Below are 18,580 nucleotides of genomic sequence, written 5' to 3'. Positions count from 1 at the left end.
CACAGACCGGATGTTTTTTCCCGTGGATAACCCTAAGCTTAGCTGATTCTTCCCTTTACTCCAGTGGCTCTGCCAGTTTTGCCAACTCCCCCGCAAACTTCATCAACTCTTCGATCAGCCTTCCCTGTGGTGTCAGGATAAATTTCGGCTCCTGATCCGCCTTAAACTGCAGTCCTCTCCGGTACTGCGCCAGAATCGCAGGAATACCTGCTGGATCCAACTTCGCTTTTTCGTAGAGCGTGATCCGCACATCTTTTCCAAGCTGCTTGATCTCCGTCACATATCCCTGATGAGCAAGGGCCTTCAGTCTTGCAATGGCAAGAAGATTCAGTACTGCTTTCGTCGGCTCACCAAAACGGTCGATCAGCTCTTCCAGCATATCGTCATACTCCTGCTGACTCTCAATACCGGCAATTCGCTTGTAAATATCCAGTTTCTGAAATTCGTTGCTGATGTAGGAATCCGGAATAAATGCATCGATATTAAGATCAATGGTCGTCTCAAAATCATCCATAGTCTGGATTCCCTTAGCCTCCTTGACAGCCTCACTGAGCATTTTGCAGTAAAGGTCATAGCCCACCGCGTTCATATGGCCATGCTGCTGAGCTCCAAGAAGATTTCCTGCTCCACGGAGCTCCAGATCCTTCATGGCGATCTTAAAGCCGCTTCCAAGATCCGAATATTCCCGCATGGCGCTGAGTCGCTTTTCCGCTGTCTCCTGAAGCATCTTATTCTTCGTATACATCAGAAACGCATAGGCAGTACGGTTAGAACGTCCTACACGTCCGCGAAGCTGATACAGCTGAGAAAGACCATATCGGTCGGAATCATGGATGATCATGGTATTTACATTGGAGATATCCAGTCCCGTCTCAATAATGGTAGTGGAAACCAGTACATCCACATCTCCGTTGATAAAATCATACATCACCTGCTCCAGTTCCCTCTGGCTCATCTGACCATGGGCAAAATCCACCCTGGCTTCCGGCACCAGCTTCGATATGCGAAGAGCTACCTCCGCAATATCATTAACCCGATTGTATACATAATAAACCTGGCCGCCACGTCGAAGTTCCCTGCGGATAGCCTCCCGGACAGTCTCCTCATCATATTCCATAACATACGTCTGGATCGGCACACGGTCCATAGGCGGCTCTTCCAGAACACTCATGTCACGGATACCAATGAGACTCATATGAAGAGTTCGGGGAATCGGAGTTGCAGTCAGTGTCAGCACATCCACATCTTTTTTCATCTGCTTGATCTTTTCTTTATGAGTGACACCGAAACGCTGTTCCTCATCAATGATCAGAAGTCCCAGATTCTTAAATTCCACATCTTTGGAAAGAACCCTGTGAGTACCGATCACAATGTCCACCTGGCCTTTTTTGATCCCCTCGATGGTCTTTTTCTGCTGGGCAGAAGTACGGAACCGGCAGAGAAGATCCACTTTCACCGGAAATTCCTTCATACGCTGCACAAAGGTGTTGTAATGCTGTTGGGCAAGAATGGTAGTGGGCACCAGATAAACGACCTGGCGGCTTTCCTGAACTGCCTTAAACGCAGCTCTCAAAGCAACCTCCGTCTTACCGTAACCAACGTCACCACACACAAGACGGTCCATGATCTTGGTACTTTCCATGTCCTTCTTGGTATCCTCGATGGCTGCCAGCTGATCCTCTGTCTCCTCATAAGGAAACATTTCTTCAAATTCCTTCTGCCAGACCGTATCCGGGCCACAGACATAGCCCTCTTTTTCCTGGCGGACCGCATAAAGCTCCACCAACTCTTTTGCGATATTTTTAACCGCACCCCGGACACGGCTCTTGGTCTTGTTCCACTCCTGTCCGCCAAGTTTATTCAGCTTGGGTGTTTTTGCATTTTCGGAAGATCCGGAATATTTCTGCAAAGCATCCAACTGGGTTGCCAGGATGTAGAGATTGCTGCCACCACGGTACTCAATCTTGATGTAATCTTTTACAACTCGGTCCACTTCCACTTTTTCGATTCCACGATAAATTCCAAGTCCATGTTTTTCGTGGACAACAAGATCCCCGATGGAAAGCTCCGCAAAATCCTGGATACGGTTTCCACTGTACTTTTTCTTCTTTTTGCGCTTCTTCTGCTCTTTGCCGAAAATGTCTGTTTCCGTCATCACCGCAAATTTGATCAGCGGATACTGGAAACCACGGCGCGCATGGCCATAAACAACCATGATCTCACCGGGGCTTATGATACGGTCTGTATCCTGTCTGTAAAAAGCATTCAGGCCTTCCTCTGAGAGATCCTTTGCCAGACGCTCTGCCCTTGTCCTGGAACCGGAAAGCAGGGCGATCCGGTACCCCTGGCTTTTATACTGGAGAAGATCTTTTACCAGAAGTTCAAAACTGCTGTTGTAAGAATCCACAGATTTCACCGTGAGATCAAATTCCTCATTGATCTTCCAGCCGGAACGTCTCGGAGAAAGTGCGGACACAGCCACGCAGTTCCGTCTGTTCAGTTTCTTCTGCACTTCCTGAAAACCACAGAGCCACTGTTCCGGAAGATTTGCCTCGCCTTTTTCCTCCCTGTGCATGCGGCTCTGACGGTACTCTTCCTCCACACCTTCGCCGTTTTCTGCCAGATGGTTCAGCTCATCCAGAAACAGCAGTGTTTTTTCTTCCGGAAAATAATCCAGGAAAGATACCATATCCTCGCAGTCCATCTTTTCTGTAGCCGGATAAATGGTGATCTCATCTATATTTTCCAGAGATCTCTGGCTTTCTGCATCAAAACTCCGGATGGAATCGATCTCATCATCCCAGAGTTCAATACGCCATGGATTCTCCTCCGTCAGCGGATAGATATCAATGATCCCTCCCCGCACGGAAAACTGTCCCGGAAGCTCCACCTGGCCAACCCGCTCATATCCCAGATCCACCAGATCTGCTTTCAGCTGATCCAGATCGATCACACTGTCACTTTTAAAATGAAGAAGGCTGCTTTTGATCTTTTCCAGAGGCATCAAAAAATCCATGCATCCGTCTATGCTGGTAACCACCGTCACTTCTTCCTGCTCCAGAAGTGCCCGGATCACACGCATCCGCTGCCGGATCAGAAGATTTCCATGAATGTCTGCCTGAAAAAACAGAAGATCTTTTGCCGGATAAAAATATACATTTTTGTCATAGAAGCGGTAATCCTCATAAATTTCCTTTGCGTTACGTTCATCATCCGCAAGGATCAGATGACATGGAAAAAGCCCGGAAAGTCCATACATCAGATGGACTTTCTGGGACTCCATACATCCGGAAACATTAAGAATTCCGCGGTTTGCGCCACAGCGCTTTTTTATTTCTTCAAACTCTGCAAGGCCCTGCAGAGGCTGCAAAAATGCTTCCATACAAACCTCAATTCTTAGGCTTTTTCCTGTTATACTTATTCATCGCCGCATCCACGCCCTCGGACAGGATCATTTCCACGGCTTCCGCCGCATCGTTGATTCCCTCGTCCACAAGCTTGCGGTCGCTGTCCGAAAAATGACCCAGCACAAAATCTGCCAGATCCCAGTCTTTCGGTTTCGCACCAACACCAACACGGATACGGATAAACTTCTCAGTTCCAAGACGACGGATAATATCCTTGATCCCGTTATGTCCGCCTGCACTGCCTTTTTTGCGGATACGAAGCTGTCCCGGTTCCAGATCGATATCATCGTAGATCACGATCAGCTCTGTCTCCGGATCGATCTTGAAATAGCTGGACATCTCCTGAATCGGACCGCCGCTTAAATTCATATAGGAAAGCGGTTTCATCAGAATGGCTTTTTCACCGCCGATGATGCTTTTTCCATACATGGCATTAAATTTTACGCCGCCCTGTGGGATATTATGCTTCTCCACAAGGCAGTCGATGGTGTCAAATCCCATGTTATGGCGGGTAGCCTCATACTGCTTTCCCGGATTTCCCAAACCTGCAATTAAATACATAAAAACTCCTCAGTTAGTTGAAATATACCATCTCATCAGCAAGAGGCTCACACACTTCCACATGCTCTGCATAAAGTACAATACCCTCTCCCTGATATTCCATTCTCTTCTCAAAAGCAACCTTCGCGGTAACTTCCACCCACTGTCCTTCTGCAATCTTCGGGGCAAAAGCGCTTTTGCAGATATATCCCAGGAATGTGGTATCATCTGCACAACATGTCATGGCTGTTCTTCCTGGAACAAAGAATTTGCTTCCCATTCCACGCGGTTTCAGGGCACGTGCCTTGAAATGGACAGTTTTTCCGACGTAACGGTCCGGATGATCCATGGAATCTACAAACCAGATGCCGTAATCCTCCGGAAGGATATCGATCACCGGTGCATCAATATCAAACGGCATCTCATCTTCAAAAAGATCACCAAGCTCGCCTTCTTCATCCTCAAAGATGATCTCTGCACGCTGGTTTACCACCTTGATGCTTCTTCTGTAGGAAGGAAGCGGATCCTCTTCCTGACAGCGGTTAAAGATAACCATATCTGCATTACGGACCATGTCCATAAAAAGGGACTTCATGTTGGCCATATAAACCTGGAATGTGCTGGCATCCACACAGGTAATGTGCTGTTCCACACCCCAGCCCGCCGGTTTTTCCATCTCTTCAAACTTGCTTACCAGCCACATGCCATTGTACTCAATAATCACACGTTCCGGCTGATGCAGGATATCCATTGCCGCAAGTCTCTCCGGTGTCAGTTCTTCCTCGCTGTCGATAACCTCCACAACGGTGTTGCTCTTTTTCAGGGCTTCCTCATCATACTCCTCTTCTCCTTCTTCGCAGAGGATAAGAAGTGTTTTTCCCTCAACCTGAAAATAATCCTGCTGCAGGGTAAAGCTCAGGAAAGAGGTCTTGCCACTTTCCAGAAAACCTGTGATCAGATAAATGGGAACTTTGATCTCTTCCATAAATTTATCCTGTAAGATACTATCCGTTAATCCGGACAGTATCCATTTCCTTTCTGTAATATAAAATCTGAAAAATTTCTCTTATGTTCTGTTTTTATGCGATTCCAAAAAGCTCTTCCAGAGCATGCTCGTCAAGTTTGGAACCGATCACGCACAGACGGCCTGTATATTCCGGTGCGCCCTCACGGATCTCGGTTTCTTCCGGAACCATATCAAAATAGATCCATGTTCCGTCCTCTGCCGGAAGCATTCCTTTTGCACGGAGGATGATACCATATTTGTCAGACTCGGAAAGTGCCTCAAGGATCTTCTCAAGTCCCTCACGTGTGAATTTTTTAATTGTCTCACGGCCCCAGCTTGTGAAGACCTCATCTGCATGATGGTGATGATGGTCATGTCCACAGCCGCACTCACCGTCGTGGTGATGATGGTGCTCATGGTCATGATCATGGCCGCAGCCACACTCGCCGTCATGGTCGTGATGATGATGCTCGTGCTCGTCATGGTCGTGGTCATGGCCGCAGCCGCACTCCTCGTCATGGTGATGATGGTGCTCATGCTCTTCGTGATCATGGTCATGGCCACAGCCGCACTCCTCATCATGGTCGTGGTCATGGTGATGCTCATGCTCCTCGTGATCATGGTCATGACCGCAGCCACACTCGTCATCATGATGATGGTGATGATGCTCATGCTCTTCCTCAAGCATTTCCTGCTCCAGAGATACCGGATGCTCCATAACCTCTACCAGTTTCTTTCCGTCAAGGTTCTCAATCGGAGTTGTGATGATGGCTGCATCTTTATTCAGGCTGCGAAGAAGCTCCAGGGACTCCTGAACTTTCTTCTCAGTTGCGATATCTGTACGGCTCATGATGATGGCGCCTGCATACTGGATCTGATTGTCAAAGAACTCACCGAAGTTCTTCATGTACATCTTGCATTTCTTGGCATCAACAACAGTTGTATAGCTGTTCAGTTTGATGTCAACCTCATCCTGAACACCCTGTACAGCTTTGATAACGTCAGAAAGTTTACCAACTCCGGATGGCTCGATGAGGATTCTGTCCGGGTTGTATTTGGTAACAACTTCTTTCAGGGAAGTACCGAAATCTCCAACCAGTGAGCAGCAGATACATCCGGAATTCATCTCACGGATCTGGATTCCGGCCTCTTTCAGGAAGCCGCCGTCAATACCGATCTCACCAAACTCGTTCTCGATCAGCACGACCTGCTCACCCTGAAATCCGTCTTTCAGAAGTTTTTTGATCAGAGTTGTTTTTCCGGCGCCAAGAAAACCGGAGATAATATCAATTTTTACCATTTTGTATACACTCCTTTTAACGTAGTTTGACCAGGAAGCGTTTATACCCCCTGGTTGTATCCTGTTATGATCATGATTACAGAGAAAAATTCGTGTTTCTTTCTCTGCTATCATTATATCCAATTTGTAAAACAGACATTTATGTTCTGTTTTGCATCCAGATTAAGACAGGGATGTGAAAAGCTCACATCCCTGAAAATCGTTCCTCTTATCAGCCGTTGATCATAAAGTTCATAAGCTTGTCGATATCCTCTTTCTCTGCTGCAACGATCTCAAGTTCCGGGATCTCACCAGCGGAAAAGATGTTTGCAAGAGATACATACTGGGAAAGCTTGGATTTCAGGTTCAGTCTGTCTCCCTCTCCTGTTACAAGCTCTACTCTTCCTTTACAGCTGTCAATTACCTCAAAAAATTTATCGATATCTGTAATATGTGTTACTTTCATTTTCAAAATCTCCTTTCTTAATTAAAGGGCTGTTCTTAACTCTTTCCGTTAGATTATACCCCAGTGTTTTTAAAAAAGCAATCCCCGCCGGGCAAAAACACTTCACAGATATTTCCTGTAAATAACAAATTCCTTTGTCACATTTCTTCAATCTCAACGGTACAGTCTTTTCTTCCTTTGTTCCATTTCATAAGATAAACTTTAAATCCAAGAGAATCTCTGGCAATGGTAAAAGGTTCCTCCCTGAGCACTTCCGACTCTGTTCCCTGTTTTTTCAGTTCTGCCTGTTTTCCCCGGGCTTTTTCCACCAGAACTTTCAACTGTTCATCCGCTTCTTTTCCAAAAGAACGATCTCCGTATCCGGCAGAAGCCTCCTGCAGTTTCCCGGAAAGGCACATTGTCACCTGGATGTGTTTTGTGCAGTGAAGCATTCCTGCCAGCTTCCGTGCTACCCATTTAAACGGAAATCTCCGATAGATTCCAAGCCATCTCACAAAAGTGCGGTCTCCTGCCTCATGTGCAATTTCTTCCATTACCGAAACAGCGCTTTCTGAAGGAATCCACGGATCTTCCCTGGGGACAATATATTTCTCCGGAACAGCCGGATAACAGCAATAATTCAGCGGCGGAAACTCCACCAGTGCAGAAAGTTTCTCCTCCAGAGCATTGCAGCTGTCCCCGCCAATATAATCATATTTGTCACGGAGGATGGCCAGACGGTACTCCAGCTGCCGCAAGTATTCATATCCTTTCACCCAGAAATGACCGATCTGACTGTAATCATAGAGATGTTTTTCCAGAGTCAGGGTTTCAAAAAACAAAGTCACCACCGAATCATCCTGGTGGACCACAAGGATATATTCTCTCCCCTGCCGGCTTAAATCTGCCAGGATCTCGCCCTCGTAATCCGGTTTGTATACACCTGTCATACGGGCATTTCCAAAAACAAGAAAGCTTTCTACCGCATCATTCATAAGATACACAAGACGGATTTCGCCGTTTTTTACATAAGAATCCACTCTGTACATATTGTCATCGGACTTTTCCGCAATTGCTTCCGAAAAAGCACTTTCTGATCCTGCTTTCTGATCCTGCGGATCTTTCTCATCATTCACTGCAACCAGCTCAAACTGATCTTCACCAAGCAGCTCTGCAAGCTTCTGAAAAGCATCTGGCAACTCTTCAAAAGCCTTCTCGGAAACGTATCTCTCCGGCGCTGTTTTTCCCGCAGTATTATTTCCAGTATTCATCAATTACCTCTTTGTTCAGTTTTTCTCCGATGACGATCATGATCTCCTGGCCAAGTTTCGTTGGCTGGATACAGATCTCATGGCGGGTGGCATTCAGCTCCAGCCACTGTCCGTCTTCTTTCTTAAGAAAACCTTTTACGCGTAAAACATCTCCGCAGGACGGGTCGTTCAAGATCTTTTCTGCTGTTTCCCGAAGTTCCTCTTCGCTCTTATGAACATTCATAAAAAACAGGGAATCAAATCCACCGCCTTCTGCATAGGATTCTTTCACATAATCTTCTGCCACATACCTGCAGTTCAAGATCTTTTCCAAATCTTCGTCTGTAAAATCATCCCAGTTTTTATCCATGATTTCGCTGTCCAGACGGCGCTTACACTGGATCTGACCAAGTGCACGGTTGAGATGTTCCTTTGTGCTGTGGATCTCTTCCTCTGTAGCTTCCTGACTCCTGCTCAGAAGTACGCAACCTGCATCTGCCACCTCAGAAGCCAGCAGATAATCCGCTTCCGCAGAAAAATCCTCCGCAAGCTTGGCATCCACAATAGCGATCACATTTCCGATCTCATACCATTTATCCAGCGGTTCTTCATGCAGCGCATCAAAAAATTCATCCACATCAAAGATTCCGGATGGTTCCACGATCACACGGTCATAACCGCACATTCCCATGGCGATCAGTTTTGTCTTAAATCGACGTCTGTGACAGTCCGCATCACATCCACCAGAAACCATCTCCAGCTCACAGTTGTCTCCCATCAGATCCTGAAGCAGCATCATATCCACATTTACTGCCCCGAAATCATTTTCCAGGATACCGATGTTCATGCCTTTTTTCAGAAGATAGGAGGCATATTTTTTTATAAATGTTGTCTTCCCGGATCCGAGAAATCCGGTTATCAGATCAATTTTTATCATATTTCTTCCTTTACTTTATCTCAATAATACTCCTGTCCGGCAGACACCGGACTGTTACCAGTATATAATCTTTTGCCCACAAAGAAAAGAGGCGGCCCTGAAAAATCTTCTCAGAACTGCCTCTTTCCGGCTATTTTACCCTTTTATGATTATGTATGAAGATTACTTTGTAAACAGATCTACCAGATCCTGGCCATCGTCATAGCCCTGATCTTTCAGCTCCTGAACAAACCACTCATCTACGCCGTCTACCGCTTCTTTGAAGGAATCGATATCCATGTCAGCTTTCTCTGTGAAAGTCACACCGTTTTTGTCTGCCCAGCGTGCTTTGATCTCATCATCACTGGAACGGTTGATGTAACGCTCATACTCAACAGCTTTCTGACCACACTCGTCAACAACAGCCTGCTGCTCCGGTGTCAGCGCATCATAAATATCCTGGTTGATGCAGAAGAACAGGCAGTCATAGATTGCATCCCACATGGAGCAATATGGCTGTACCTCCTGTACACTGGCTGCATCGATGGCGGGCAACGGATTCTCCTCGCCCTCTACCGTATTCTGCTGAAGTGCTGTGTAGGTCTCGGACCAGTTCATATTTGTAGCATCTGCCCCCCATCTCTTATAACACTCCATAAGAAGATTAGAGCCTGCTACACGAACCTTCAGATTCTTCATATCATCTACAGATTTTACCTCATGCTTGCTGTTTGTCAACTCACGAAATCCGTTCTCTGCAATACCCATACAGTGAAGTCCGTAGCCGTTAAGGATCTCCTTCAGCTTGTCTCCGGCCTCTCCGTCAAACTTCGCATCTGCATCATCGTAGGAATCATAGATGAACGGCAGGGATACCACATTGAAGCGTGGATCAAATGCAGAATAGATCAGATTGGAATGCATGGAGATCTGTACCGGGTCTCCGTTCATCAATGCCTGGATTCCCTCGGACTGATTTCCGTTTGTCAGCTGATCCGCTGCGTAAATGTTAACCTTGACCTTTCCTCCGGTAGCCTTTTCCATGAGTTCACCGAACTTACGTCCTCCATCAGCCCAGGTACTTGTCTCCGTTGTGGAGCATGCAAAGTTCCAGGTTGTCTCAGGCCAGTTCAGATCACTGTAATCCTCCACGGTATCTACCGAATCCTCTGTAAACAGATCTACAAGATCCTGTGCATCGTCATAGCCTTCACTCTTAAGCTCCTTTACAAACCAGTCGTCGATTCCGTCTACTGCTTTCTTGAAGGAATCGATATCCATATCCTCTTTCTTTGTAAAGGTCACACCGTTGCTCTTCTCCCAGCGGCTCATGATCTCCTCGTCGCCGGAACGGTTGATATAACGCTCATACTCAACAGCCTTCTGGCCTGCCTCATCAACAACCTGCTGCTGTTCCGGTGTCAGGCTGTCATAGATATCCTGGTTGATACAGAAGAACAGACAATCATAGATTGCATCCCACATGGAGCAGTACGGCTGTACCTCCTGTACACTGGCTGCGTCGATCGCAGGCAACGGGTTCTCCTCACCCTCTACCGTATTCTGCTGAAGTGCTGTGTATGTCTCAGACCAGTTCATATTTGTGGCATCTGCCCCCCATCTCTTATAGCATTCCATAAGAAGGTTGGAACCGGCCACACGAACCTTCAGGTTCTTCATGTCGTCTACTGTTTTTACTTCATGCTTGCTGTTTGTCAGCTCACGGAAACCATTCTCTGCGATTCCCATACAATGAAGTCCGTACTCACCAAGGATTTCTTTCAGCTTTTCTCCGGCCTCACCGTCAAATTTTGCATCTGCGTCATCGTAGGAATCATAGATAAACGGCAGGGATACTACATTGAATCTCGGGTCAAATGCAGAGTAGATCAGATTGGAATGCATGGAAATCTGTACCGGGTCTCCGTTCATCAGTGCCTGGATTCCCTCGGACTGATTTCCGTTTGTCAGCTGGTCTGCTGCATAAATATTAACCTTGACTTTTCCGCCGGTTGCTTTTTCCATAAGCTCACCGAATTTACGTCCGCCGTCAGCCCAGGTACTTGTCTCCGTTGTAGAGCATGCGAAGTTCCATGTCATCTCCGGCCAGTCAAGATCACTGTAATCTGCGATGGTATTAAAGGAATCACTTCCGTCTCCGGCATCCTTGGAGCTCTGGCTTCCTGTGTCAGAAGACTGGTCTCCTGTATAGGAGCCCTCTTTTGCAAGCGCCTTCGGAAGAGCTGTGGAAACAGCCGGAATATAAGTGATGATCAGAAGAACTGCAACGGATGCAGCGATCATCGGCATAACTGCTCTGGAGATCTGCTGAAGAGTAACCTCCAGACCTTTTTTGATCTTGATACTGATGGCAACGAAAAGGTTTACACCTACAGGAGGTGTTACCTGTCCGATCGCAAGGTTAACTGTTGCCATAACACCGAATGCTACCACATCATAGCCCAGAGCCTTACATACCGGAAGCATGATCGGTACAAAAATATACATTGCAGAGTTTGCATCAATGAAGCATCCTGCGATCAGGAAAATGATGTTTACGATCAGAAGGAAGGTAAACTGATTATGTGCAATGCCGGCAAGAAGCTCCGATGCCGCATTTGCAATACCAAACTTGGTACATACAAAAGAGAACAGGGAAGCACTCGCTACGATCAGCATGATTCCGCCTGTTGTCTTTGCAGAATCCACAAGAATGTCAAACAGATCTTTGAGCTTAACCTCACGGTAGATCACCATACCAACAAACAGACCGTAAACAACAGATACGGCTGCAGCCTCAGTTGGTGTAAAGATACCGCCGTAAATTCCTCCGAGGATGATAACCGGCATCAGGAATCCCCAGAATGCATCTTTAAATGTATCCCAGCGCTCTTTTGCGGAGGCTTTTTCACGAGATGGCTGGATATTGTGTTTCTTTGCCTCGATCATAACGATGATCACAAGGGCAACACCCATAAGAAGTCCAGGAACGATACCTGCCATAAACATATCTGCGATGGATACACCTGTGATGGAAGCGTATACAACGAATGCGATACTTGGCGGTATGACAATGGCAATGGAACTGGACGTTGCCATCAACGCTGTGGAGAACGGTGCGGAGAAACCGCCCTGCTCAACCATAGCCGGGATCAGTACTGCTCCAAGTGCTGCAACCGTTGCAGGACCGGAACCGGAGATCGCTCCGAAGAAGCAGGCTACGATAACACATACAATGGCGATACCGCCCTTTTTATGTCCTACGCAGGTATCTACGAAGTTGATCAGTCGTTTGGAAATACCGGCTTTTGCCATGATGTTTCCGGACAGAACGAAGAACGGGATGGCAAGAAGCAGGAATTTACTGATTCCGGAGTACATATTTGTAGCTACGATCGTCAGAGATGTGCCGGAATAAAGGATGGCACATACAGATGACAGACCTAAGCAGATCGCAATGGGAAGTCCCAGGATCAGGAAAATAAAGAAGGAGATAAATAAGATTGCACTGATCATTTATTTATCCTCCTTTTCATCATCTTTTTTCAGGCAGAAGTCCAGGCAGTACTCAATAAAATGAAGGATCATACAGCCTGCTCCGATCGGCACGAAGGACCAGAATATCCACTCCGGCCAGTTCAGTACGAAAGTTCTCTTGCCGTTTGCCAGCTGTGTAAGAACTTTGTCCATTCCATACTTAAATAAAATTGCGGAAAAAACAATGCACAGGACCGTGATCAGGATCACAGATGGTTTTTCCAGTTTTTTCGGAAGACGGTCCGTAACCAGTGTCAGACTTACCAGTCCTCCCTTTTCACGGCAGGCAAGTGCTGCTGCCAGAAGTGTGATGAGAACAAACACCGCTACAACAAGCTCTTCTGTAAAAGACCATGAGCGATGGATGACCTTACGGGAAAATACATTTCCCACAGTCAGCACAAGGATCAGCAGTGTGGAAATGACCAGTACGATTTTTTCTACTGCTGCAAGTGCGTTCATGAGTTTTTTGTACACTTTCATACTCTTTCCCCTTTTGTATATTTTTCCGGTTTCAGATCCTTACCCCGTGGTTTAAAATGTTTTTGGATAAAAAAAATCCGTCCCCTTTCAGGGACGGATATAAAATTCCGCAACCACCCTGTTTCTCAATTGAAACAAGCACGATTCTGCAACGTACCGGCATACGCGACTTCTGTAACGGGAAGCACCCGTGAAAACCTACTTACTTGTCTGAAACTTTCGGCTTTCCTTCTCAGGGATGATATTCAAGGCAGTTCCGACGCTGTATCACACCAGTCACAGCTCTCTGAAGACGGTTCCTCTGTCTTTACTGATTCCCTTCATGGAATTTGCTTCTGTTATGTGTTAACTCTTTAATGAGCTAAACTAATTCTAACTCTGTTTGTTTTGATAGTCAAGTTTTTTTTTTCAAAAACTCCTTCAGGCGTTCTTTCCTTCTCCGGCGAAGTACTCCTTCACAAGCTTTACAACCACACCGGAAAGCAGGAATACTGCGATAAGGTTAGGGATCGCCATCAGACCGTTGAAGGTCTCTGCGATACTCCAGAGAAGTCCGAGATCAACAGTTGCGCCGATGATCGCTACCAGAGAGTACAGTACCATAAAAGGCCTGATAGCTTTTTCCTTAAAAAGGAACTCCGCACATCTGGCTCCGTAAAGTCCCCATCCAATGATAGTGGAAAATGCGAAGCAGCACATGGCAACTGCTGTAAAGATGGAAACCCAGTTTCCGTATGTACTGGTAAAACCGCTGATGGTAAGCTCCGCTCCTGCTGCTGCGCCATAACCAACCGGCACCCCGCTGCAGAGGATGACAAGCGCTGTCAGCGTACAGATCACGATCGTGTCCGTGAATACCTCAAAGATCCCGAAAAATCCCTGTTTTACAGGTTTTCTGGTGTCTGCACAGGCATGTGCGATGGAACCGGTACCAAGACCTGCCTCATTGGAAAAAATACCTCTGGAAACACCTTTTTTCATACTCATGAAAAAGCTTCCTACTACGCCGCCTGTCACAGATGCCGGATTAAATGCGCCTCTGATGATAGCGCTGAAAACACCCGGAACATTTTTCCAGTTGATGATAATTACACCGACGGCAAGAATAATATAAAACAATGCCATAAACGGTACCAGCTTTTCTGTAACCTGGCCGATCCTTTTGATTCCGCCAAGCAGGATCATTGCCACAAGAATCGCAAGGATGATCCCCATAACAAGGTTTACCGTAGAAGTATTGTCTGCAGCGATCACATTGTAATTGATCAGTGCAGAATCAATAGCTGTTGTAATGGTATTAACCTGGGTTGCATTTCCGGTTCCGAAAACAGTAAGCACACCAAAAGCGGAAAACAGATATGCCAGCCAGTGCCAGTGTTTTTTTAGACCATTCTTAATGTAATACATTGGTCCTCCAACCAGATCTCCATTGGCATTGGTTTCGCGGAAATGTACCGCAAGTGTTACTTCTGAAAACTTTGTACACATTCCAAGAAGTGCGGAAATCCACATCCAGAATACGGCTCCCGGTCCTCCGATGGCAATAGCACCTGCCACACCTGCAATATTTCCCGTTCCCACGGTAGCAGCTAACGCCGTACAAACAGCCTGAAACGGTGTCAGACTTCCATCGGAAGCTTCTCTTTTCCGAAGCATACGTCCGATAGTAACCCTGATGGCATAGGGAAATTTCCGAATCTGGAGAAAATTCGTGCGGATACTTAAATAAAGACCTACACCAATAATACAGATCATCGCAGGAACGCCCCAGATAAAATTGTTTACAGCAGCATTCACTGATTCAATAACAGATAACATTCTATAATCCTTCCCTTATTTAATTTTGTCTTTTCGGTCAGTACGTTTGTTTGTACAAAAAAGACGATTCTCCAAATTATAGCACATTTTCTGTCGAATGTATAAGAGAAAAGCTTTATAATTTTACTGCGATAAACAAAGGAAGTGAATAAAGCACTCATCTGCGGTCAGTATCATTTTCCTCGTCATCCAGGAATGCAAGCATATATCCCCAGTATTTCTCCAGGATCTTGCCACGGCTTCCGTAGATCTCATGTTTTGTTCCGATCATATGGATATAATCGCAGGTGGTTTTTCCCTGACGGTTGATCTTTCCGGCAAAATTTTTCAGGGCACGGACAGACACCAGATCTTCGGTCTGGGCCTGGATGAGCAGCATTGGTGCCGTATACTTTTTCCAGCCGTAGAGACGCAGATACCAGCTCATCTCTGCGGAAGCCCAGAGCCAGCCATAGGACGGAGACCAGGTCTGGAGTTCTTTGTGCTCTGCGCGGAGATTTTTGTAACGCTCATATCTTGGTTTTGATGTTGCGGAACTTGTCTCAAAAGAACCGCCGCCATCATATGGTTTTTTGCCTGCTACGTATTCTTCATCTTTTCCCAGAATGCACTTCTCCAGAGCGATTCCGGTGGCTGCAGGCCACGGAACATTTCCGGTAAGAGGCCGGATCATCGGGGAGGAAAGAATTACTTTGTGAAACCAGTCCGGCTCCCAGGCTGCCGCAATACCGCCAATGGCGCCTCCCATGGAATGTGCAAAAAGATCCAGTGGCAGATCCGGGTGAGCTTTTTTTATGTAGCGGCATGCTTTCAGGAAATCACGGACATAACGTCTCCAGGTATCGATGTGTACCAGGAACGGATCTGCAGTAAGGCGGTAACTCCGGCCGTGACCACAGTGTTCCGGAATATACACGTGGTAGCCTTCTTTCAGAAAATAGTAAGCCACTTCATCGTATTTCGCTGCGGATTCTGTAAAACCGTGACTGATGACCACCACACCTTTTGGCGCATCAGACAGATACTGCAGCATGTGGATCTTACCTGTGATCCGTTTGTTTTCATTACGAAATGGGTAGTCTGCTCCCGGTACATATAGTTCTCTTCTCCGGGCTGACAGATATGGCTCTACGGTATTTTTCATGGTTTCTTCGTATTCAGTTTCATGTATGATTTGCATATTGATTAAAAACCTCCTTTACTTTTGGTGTATTGCTTTTTTCTCTGCAATTTATGTTTATCCTTTGTAAGATTTTTGAATGATCGTTGATTTCTGTCTTCTTACAGGATAACAGAATTCACTTCTTCCGGCAATATTTTTTAGTCCATTTTGCTCTTTAATTTCTGTTAAAAAATACCCGGACATTTTCGCATGTACCGGGCATTTCTGTTATGATTTCTATTATGATTTCTGTTGTGTCAAGCGAATATTCGCAATCCCGAAAAGGACTTCCCTGATTCGGTTAAAAGAATTTCACAATGTCTTCCACATCTTTACGTTTCGGGCGTGCAGGCTCCTCTGCTGCTTTTCCGATTGCAATCACTGCAACTACGGTCTCTGTTTCCGGAATGGAAAGGATCTCACGGAGCTTATCTCCTGTACGGAGTCCCATGATCACAGTTCCATAACCAAGCTCCCATGCTTTAAGAACCAGGTTCTCATTCTGAAGTCCCAGATCATAGCAGCCCCAGCCATTTCCAAGTTCATTATCCGGTGTACCGTCTTTCTGGAAACCGGAACGGTTCTGTACAAAAGTAGTAATGATCAGAGCCGCATTCTCTGCCTTGGGCTGGTTCATTTCCGGAAGGCATTCTTTGCTGATCTTCTCTACCATATCTTCAGATGTCACACAGTAATATCTTCCTGTCTGGGAGTTCTTCCAGCTTGGTGCTTCCTGTGCCGCCCTGATTATGGTAAGCAGCTCATCTTTTGTGATCTTTCCCTCCGGGCTGTATTTACGGATGGTTCTTCTCTCTTCGATCAGTTTCTGAAATTCCATATTGATCCTCCTCGCCTGGTGATGCAGAATTTGTGTAATTATTATTAAGTTCTGCGGTTATTGGTATGCTGATTTATATGTTCATATTTTTCATGAAATAATTTTAGCACAATACTGTGTTGAAATCAATTTGTACTATGAACAACGCACATACTGTAAACATTGAACACTGCTGTTCGCAAAATCACAAGCTTTCTTCTCAGAATTCCAGCATCTGTCTGGAATCTGCACCCTCCTTCTTAAAATCAGAATTCAGAAACTCAATCTTCTTCGGCTGCACCTTGATCAGGTTCATGGTATGCGGCATTTTTTTCAGCGCATCCAGCGGGATCTTCCGAAACTCTGCCGCTGCATTATACTCATCAGAAAACGGTGCCACAAGCTCTGCCTCTCCTGTCACCTGCATTCCCTTCAGTTTGCCAAAGCCCTCATATTTATCAAAAATGGCCAGACACACATGCTTATTCTTTTCCAGTGCGGCAAACTTCTCGCCGCCTTCGGAAAACATCCAGAATGCACCGTGATGATACGTATACTCGATAGGTGTGCAGCGCACAAACTCTCCCGCACCCGTTGCCAGTGCACAGGTTTTATTAGCCAGGATATACTTTTCCACTTCTTTCTTCAGTTTCGCTTCATCCAGCTTTACACTTTCTGCGTCTTTTTTCTTCCAGTAGGACGCAGCCGCCTCATATTCTTCATGGGAAAGATCTGTTTTTTCCAGAATCTCCTCACATTCATCTTTATCCAGGCACAGTGGGATTCCTGTTACGCTGTTTACATTAAATCCACCGTACCAGGTTCCTGTCACCTCTAGGATATCTCCTACTTTATAGTCGGAAGAATACTCGTCATTCTTTTTGATCACTTTGATCTTTGCCATGTTTTATCCCTCCCATATCTTGGCAATATATCCAAGTTTCACTAATAAATATGATTTTTCCGAAAAAAGTTGTCAATTAACAGACGCTTTATCTTTACGATTTACCACATAAATTCCCACGCAGACAAGGAACAGTGCGATCAGGCTTCCCAGATTAAATGCCTGACGTACTTCTCCCAGGACCAGTGCAGACAAAATCACACTGAACAGCGGATTTACAAATCCAAAAATGGCAACTCTGGATACATCATTCCATGCAAGCAGCACTGACCACAGCGTATAAGCCACAGCGGAAACCATCGCAAGATAAAAAATAATTCCGATTCCTGCTGCATTCACCACTCCCAGATGTCCGCCCATTATTTTTCCGATAAGGAACAGAACAATTCCTCCCATGGTAAACTGTGTTCCGCTGAGTATTACCGGCGACACTTTTCTGGAAAAAATATTAATCAGTACTGTAGACATTCCATAAGAAAACTGCGCGATCAGGATAAATCCTTCTCCCGTAAGCTTAAATCCTACATCCAGGGAATTTCCCATCAGGTTGATCACAACGACGCCTGCAAAACCCAAGATACATCCGATCATCTTTCTTCCTGTCATACGCTCCTTACGGAAAATAAAACAGGATAACAGAATTGCGATAAAGTTTCCAAGGCCTGTGATGATCGCACCTTTTACTCCGGAAGTATGCGCCACTCCGATATAAAAGAAGAAATACTGACACACCGTCTGCGCCAGGCAGACCGGTACTGCATATTTCAGGATCGTCCGGTCCGGGATCATCACTTTCCGTTCACTGATGGACGCAAAGATCAGTACCAGAATCCCTGCCAGTGCAAAACGCACTCCCGCAAAAACGATCTGGCTTGCGGTATCTGCAGAATCCACCTGCATCAGACGATATCCTGTCTTGATCAGCGGGATCGCACTTCCCCAGAGAAGACAGCAGACACAGGCAAGTGCCGCCACCACCCAGGTTTTTGTCAACGTTGTTTTTGTTTGTTCCATTT

Annotated in this window: 14 protein-coding genes and 1 other annotated feature; all 14 genes read right to left on the bottom strand. The window is 46.0% G+C overall.

Annotated elements, in window-relative coordinates:
• Positions 1–55 precede the first annotated feature (55 nt).
• Positions 56–3,382 (bottom strand): transcription-repair coupling factor, encoded by a 3,327-nt coding sequence (mfd, locus tag AC04Q6_RS10615; RefSeq protein WP_118071351.1) that lies wholly within the window; start codon positions 3,380–3,382, stop codon positions 56–58.
• Between the two features lie 7 nt (positions 3,383–3,389).
• Positions 3,390–3,968, bottom strand: a complete 579-nt coding sequence (pth, locus tag AC04Q6_RS10610) for an aminoacyl-tRNA hydrolase (protein ID WP_021977127.1) — start codon at positions 3,966–3,968, stop codon at positions 3,390–3,392.
• A gap of 13 nt (positions 3,969–3,981) precedes the next feature.
• The gene (locus AC04Q6_RS10605) at positions 3,982–4,932 is read right to left on the bottom strand and encodes a TIGR03943 family putative permease subunit (protein WP_021977126.1); all 951 of its coding nucleotides are present in this window, start codon (positions 4,930–4,932) and stop codon (positions 3,982–3,984) included.
• A gap of 94 nt (positions 4,933–5,026) precedes the next feature.
• A complete protein-coding gene (locus AC04Q6_RS10600; protein WP_118071352.1) occupies positions 5,027–6,253 on the bottom strand; it encodes a CobW family GTP-binding protein in 1,227 nt (408 codons plus the stop codon).
• Between the two features lie 211 nt (positions 6,254–6,464).
• Positions 6,465–6,698 carry a hypothetical protein gene (locus tag AC04Q6_RS10595; protein ID WP_015525508.1) on the bottom strand — a complete coding sequence of 78 codons (234 nt, stop codon included), beginning with the start codon at positions 6,696–6,698 and terminating at the stop codon, positions 6,465–6,467.
• Positions 6,699–6,835: 137 nt separating this feature from the next.
• Positions 6,836–7,948 carry a DUF3878 family protein gene (locus tag AC04Q6_RS10590; protein ID WP_118071353.1) on the bottom strand — a complete coding sequence of 371 codons (1,113 nt, stop codon included), beginning with the start codon at positions 7,946–7,948 and terminating at the stop codon, positions 6,836–6,838.
• Positions 7,932–8,864 carry a GTP-binding protein gene (locus AC04Q6_RS10585; RefSeq protein ID WP_118071354.1) on the bottom strand — a complete coding sequence of 311 codons (933 nt, stop codon included), beginning with the start codon at positions 8,862–8,864 and terminating at the stop codon, positions 7,932–7,934. Before AC04Q6_RS10585 ends, AC04Q6_RS10590 begins: the two co-directional genes overlap by 17 nt.
• A gap of 162 nt (positions 8,865–9,026) precedes the next feature.
• Positions 9,027–12,359, bottom strand: a complete 3,333-nt coding sequence (locus AC04Q6_RS10580; RefSeq protein ID WP_244832822.1) for a TRAP transporter large permease subunit — start codon at positions 12,357–12,359, stop codon at positions 9,027–9,029.
• Entirely contained in the window at positions 12,360–12,863 is a 504-nt protein-coding gene (locus AC04Q6_RS10575) for a TRAP transporter small permease (RefSeq protein ID WP_118514171.1), read from the bottom strand.
• An 86-nt stretch (positions 12,864–12,949) separates the two neighbouring features.
• Positions 12,950–13,196, bottom strand: a binding site (T-box leader).
• 87 nt (positions 13,197–13,283) lie between these two features.
• Positions 13,284–14,681, bottom strand: coding sequence for an alanine/glycine:cation symporter family protein (locus AC04Q6_RS10570; RefSeq protein WP_110102704.1), 1,398 nt, complete (start codon positions 14,679–14,681; stop codon positions 13,284–13,286).
• A gap of 157 nt (positions 14,682–14,838) precedes the next feature.
• Complete coding sequence (locus tag AC04Q6_RS10565; protein WP_118071358.1) at positions 14,839–15,861, bottom strand: alpha/beta fold hydrolase; 1,023 nt, start codon at positions 15,859–15,861, stop codon at positions 14,839–14,841.
• 283 nt (positions 15,862–16,144) lie between these two features.
• Positions 16,145–16,681, bottom strand: coding sequence for a nitroreductase family protein (locus AC04Q6_RS10560; RefSeq protein ID WP_021977439.1), 537 nt, complete (start codon positions 16,679–16,681; stop codon positions 16,145–16,147).
• A gap of 199 nt (positions 16,682–16,880) precedes the next feature.
• Complete coding sequence (locus tag AC04Q6_RS10555; RefSeq protein WP_330636889.1) at positions 16,881–17,564, bottom strand: pyridoxamine 5'-phosphate oxidase family protein; 684 nt, start codon at positions 17,562–17,564, stop codon at positions 16,881–16,883.
• 72 nt (positions 17,565–17,636) lie between these two features.
• Entirely contained in the window at positions 17,637–18,578 is a 942-nt protein-coding gene (locus AC04Q6_RS10550) for a DMT family transporter (protein ID WP_021977437.1), read from the bottom strand.
• Between the last annotated feature and the right edge of the window lie 2 nt (positions 18,579–18,580).

The sequence above is a fragment of the Blautia sp. HA9023 genome, assembly GCF_056504095.1.
The sequence above is the reverse complement of the archived record's forward strand: the minus strand, read 5'-3'. Positions and strand labels throughout refer to the sequence as shown.